Source organism: Winogradskyella immobilis (assembly GCF_021887715.1).
GTDB lineage: Bacteria > Bacteroidota > Bacteroidia > Flavobacteriales > Flavobacteriaceae > Winogradskyella > Winogradskyella immobilis.
The window spans coordinates 1-4,798 of sequence record NZ_JAIQXX010000039.1; the positions used below are offsets into that span (position 1 = coordinate 1).

The following is a 4,798-nucleotide window of genomic DNA, read 5'->3' on the forward strand; positions in this document are numbered from 1 at the left end:
CATATGAAAATAATGGATTCTTCTTCAGTTTCGATGTGCCAAACGGATCAGGAAATGGTGTTACAACTGTAGACGGAACAGGGTTTTATCCTCAAGCAGGTATAAATGCTTTGTTTGGTGTAACCTTAAAATTTTAAAAACTATAAGCAAAATTGATTAATAAATGCCTTTGTAGTATGTTACTCTGAAAAATATTGGTTGAGATATCTGATGTTTGAATTTGTTGAAAATTATTCTCATTAATCAAATTATTACCAATAAGACTAATGTCAAATTTTCTGTTTTTAGTTCTATATCGAACTCTAGCATCTAGAAATATAAAATCGTTTTTACGATTATCTAAACTTGGTAAAAAATAGTTTAGTGAACTTGAAAAGAACCAAAACTTTGATGGTTTATATAATAGTTTAAAATTGTTTTCAATAGAATTATTAGTAAATGATTGTACATCACTTTCTGATATATTTTGATTCCAAGTGAAACTGTTTTCAAAGTTTAATGGAAATTCAAATGCACTCTTAAAAAATAACTCTTGCGAAAGAAATTGATTTTTGATAGTTCTTAAATTAGATTCATTTATAATGTTTCTAGAATTTGATAAAGAATAATTACTATTAAATTTTATTGTAGTTGAGATGAAGTCTATATATTTTGAAATGGATAAATTATAGTTTAAAGTTGAATTATTTTGTGGTAAAAAGAAGAATTCAGTAAAAGTTGAATTACTAGATACGTCAGTTCTGGAAAAAAAAGATCCTTTATTAATTCGATAGTTTATACCAGTATTAAATTGAAAATTATAATTTAAGTTATTATTAATATAAAAAAGACCATAATTTTGAATTCTTTGTAATCTCAAATCTGGAATATTTTGAACAATTGTTCTAGTATCAGTAAGTATTTGATTTGAAAAAAAACGATCTTCAGCATTTGCTCTTAAGTTATAAGAAGCATTTACTCTAAAAAATGAATATTGATTTAATTGATAATTGACTCTTAATCTGGGTTCAAATAAAAATTGAGTATCCTTAGAGGGGTTACTATTCAGTGTTTTTAATTCTTGATTTAAAATAGATAGAGAATATATAGGTGTTAACTTTAATTTCTTAAAGTTTAAATTAAAATTACCTGTGTGGATTAAAGTTTGTTTTAAATAGTCAAAATTATTATTAATTCTGTTTTCAGAAATATTATTTTGTCTACTTATTAGAGCTGAACTAAAAGAGGTATCACTATAATCAGCACCTAAAGTTAAATTATAGTCAAATCTATCATTTTTTTTGAATAAATAATTTGATTTGAATGATAAATAATTTTTTTGAGAATTTATAATTTGGTCATCAGTATTAAAAGTATCATTAATAATTGACGGAGAAATATTTAAGTTTTGTGACAAATCATTTAAAGAATGCGTAAATGAAAATAATAAAACAGATCTTTCTGATGCTTTTTTGGTGAAAAGAAGATTTTGTTCGAAAAAATCATTGTTAGTTAATAGATTTGATTGTAAAACGTCTGTAAAATTTCTTAATGTCGTTCTTGGAGTTGAAATGTTTTCTCTATTGAAATTCAAATTATATTCCAATAATGATTTTCTGCTCGTATTATATTTTAATTCGAAATCTAATTTATATATTTCAGGAGACTTGTTAATTGTAATCTCATCAGAAGTAATGAATTCTTCGTTATTAATAATGAAATTGTTTAAAGAACTATTATTATTTTGTATTTCATCATTTAGATAGTTAAAATTAACTTTAGTACTCAAACGATTACTAATTTTAATGATACTGTTATAGCTACCTAAAAATTGATTATTTATGTTACTCCTGCCGCCAAATATGTTTGATGTACTTATTTCTGGAATAATTTTCTTTAACTTAAGTCTATCTTGATTATTAGTATTTTCAAGTAATGAGTTGTCGATACCAATGTTATTATATATGCCGGTAATGAAAGATTTATAACTGTCTTTTAATGCTAGTAATGTCCCATTGAAACCTCCTGCAAATTTACCATTGTTAAAAATACCAGTGGAAAATTCAGTATTTAAGGAAAAATCTGCTTTTCCTTTTTTTAGTTTTAGATTTAGAGCTACTTTCCCGTTATTAAAATCTTTAAGTAAAATATTTTCGTTGTAGTTATCTATGGCTTCAATCTTTTCAACAATATCTACATTTATATTACGTGTGCCTATGGTGTAATTTTTGTCAAAAAGATTGTCACCATCCAATGTTACTGTTTCAATAGACTTACCTTTGTATTTTATTTCACCACTAGACTCATTAACTTCAATGCCAGGTAGTTTTTTTATAACGTCTTGTATTTTTCTTTCACTACCGTCTAAGTAACTTGCTACGTTATAAGATATGGTATCTTTCTTAATCGTATAGGGCTTTTTTTTAGCTTTTATAATTACCTCCGATAATTCTTCAGGATTTTTTGTAGTTAAACTAAAACTGAAACTATAAGTTTTATTTTTATTTGGATGATCTATTGTTATAAATTCAGAATTATAATTAGCAGATTTAATTTCTATGATTATTATAGAATATTCTTTTTTAAGTTCAAAAAAGAATTTACCGTTATTAGTTATTTCGTATTCTTTTATAGAGTTAGTAGATAAAGAATCTCTTACAAGGATATATGCAAATAAGGGTCGTTTTGTAGAGTCATCTACTACACTACCATTAATAGTCTGCGATACACATATATTTGTAAACAACAGAAAAATAACATAGTAGATGTGTATTTTCATAATTGATTAAGGGTGCATTATCAGGTGAGCTTTACTATCAATATTCAAAAATTATAGGTTCAATTCCTAGGTTTTCAATGAAATCTTTGAATTCTATTTTGTGACTGCCTCCCTCATCATCAGATGGGCGACTACTTGCAAATTGTTTTAAGATTTTTAGATGACGTTTTCTCAGTTTATCGGCATATTCTTTTATTGTATATGTTTGTTCTTCGTTTAAATAAGGATTTGAAATAGAAGTAGTCTCTTTCTTGATTTGTAATTCTAATGGTGTTATAGAAAAATAGTCGTCAGTACTTTTAACCGATAGAATAAGACCTGGTAGCCCATCAAACTTCCATGGACCTCCAACGTTATCTATTTCTGAAGTAAAATAGGCTTCGTAGGTGCGGCCTCTGAAGTTAGTGGTTGCTTTTTGACATTTATATCCTAGTATAATAGAATCTTGTTTAGAATCTCTAATTTCCCATCTAAACCCAATATTATTGAGTTTTTCTTCAATTATAACCTGCTTTCCAAAAAAAATAGAATTGAAAAAAACAATGTTATTCTCTTTGTAATATCTATCGATATAAGCAAAATCATTAACTCCTTTTTCAAGAGTCACATGAGATACATCGTTTTTATCCCATATCAAATTTATATTTTCTTTATCTATTTTATATAAATCTATTGGATCTTTTGTTACTGGTTGAAAAATAGATTTATTGTTGGAAATTGTGAGTTTATATTCAGATTCTATAGAAAGTGCAGATGTATATCTATTGGTTTCTAAAGTATATGTTATTTCTGTTGTTTGAGATAATATTGGTAAGGTAATAACGAATATTATGATAAAAGAAAAATAATTTCTCATGATTTTTTTGATTTAAAAAAGCCATCAACGATATAATTCGTTAATGACTTTTCATTAATTTTTTAATTTAGTCTCCATCGCAAATACAATCATCACTGATATGTTGTAAACTTTGTATTTTTGCTAATTCTTCTTGACACTTGCGATCTGCTCTAGCTTGAGAACATAAAAAGCATCTTACAGTGTGAAATTGAGTGATGCCACCAGAAGTACCGCTACAAGTTGCTTTAGTAAATCTAACAAAATCTCCATCTTTACTATATTGGAAGTTATACATATGAAGAGTTACATTTTTTGATACAATCTCTTTTTTTGAATCTTCATAGTTTTCTTTTCTTAAATCATCATTGTTTGCAAAACTAATCAAGCTAAATGCAAATACTAAAGATAAACATAGTGCTAATTTTTTCATAATTTTTAAGTTTATGCCATATCTTATGGCGTTAATAATTAACTATGACAAAGTTGGGTGACAAAGTTGGGTGACAAAGTTGGGTGACAAAGTTGGGTAACAAAGTTGGGTAACAAAGTTGGGTAACAAAGTTGGGTAACAAAGTTGGGTGACAAAGTTGAGTGACAAAGTTGGGTGACAAAGTATAATAAAAAAACCAACGTTGGCTATATATGGTCGATCAAACCATAACATTTATTAGGTATTAAACAAAAGAGTACTTTGTCTAATTAAAACTCTAATATAATTAACCCCTTTAAATGTAAAACTAAACTATAAATAAGGTTTTAAAAATAAAAACGTTTAATTATTTTTTAGATTCAAAAAAAAGTAGCACATTAAGATTTATCCTCTAAACCCCCTGTCATTGCTAAAAAGTACGGAAAAACCATAACGTTTTTACGGAAAAACCGTAATTAAAATTTAACATATTTTAACATAAGTTATCTGTTTTTCAATCTATGTATGATTGTCTGTTTTGTATGATGGCATTGCTTTTTAGTGTTATTCTGAACTCGTTTCAGCATCTCGAAATACCTATAAATATTGAAGTTCTATAACGAGAAATTAAAATAAAAATGTACTTTATGATTGACTACGGATATTCAATATATATAGTATTTACAGCTCAAATCAAGAACATCTTTGACGAAACATATGAAAATAATGGATTCTTCTTCAGTTTCGATGTGCCAAACGGATCAGGAAATGGTGTTACAACTGTAGACGGAAC

Annotated in this window: 3 protein-coding genes; all 3 read right to left on the bottom strand. The window is 26.6% G+C overall.

What is annotated here, in order from left to right:
* Positions 1–133: 133 nt before the first annotated feature.
* Complete coding sequence (locus K8Z87_RS13605; RefSeq protein ID WP_227478124.1) at positions 134–2,758, bottom strand: TonB-dependent receptor; 2,625 nt, start codon at positions 2,756–2,758, stop codon at positions 134–136.
* Between the two features lie 37 nt (positions 2,759–2,795).
* Positions 2,796–3,614 carry a GLPGLI family protein gene (locus tag K8Z87_RS13610; protein ID WP_227478125.1) on the bottom strand — a complete coding sequence of 273 codons (819 nt, stop codon included), beginning with the start codon at positions 3,612–3,614 and terminating at the stop codon, positions 2,796–2,798.
* 67 nt (positions 3,615–3,681) lie between these two features.
* Complete coding sequence (locus tag K8Z87_RS13615; RefSeq protein ID WP_227478126.1) at positions 3,682–4,026, bottom strand: hypothetical protein; 345 nt, start codon at positions 4,024–4,026, stop codon at positions 3,682–3,684.
* Positions 4,027–4,798 lie beyond the last annotated feature (772 nt).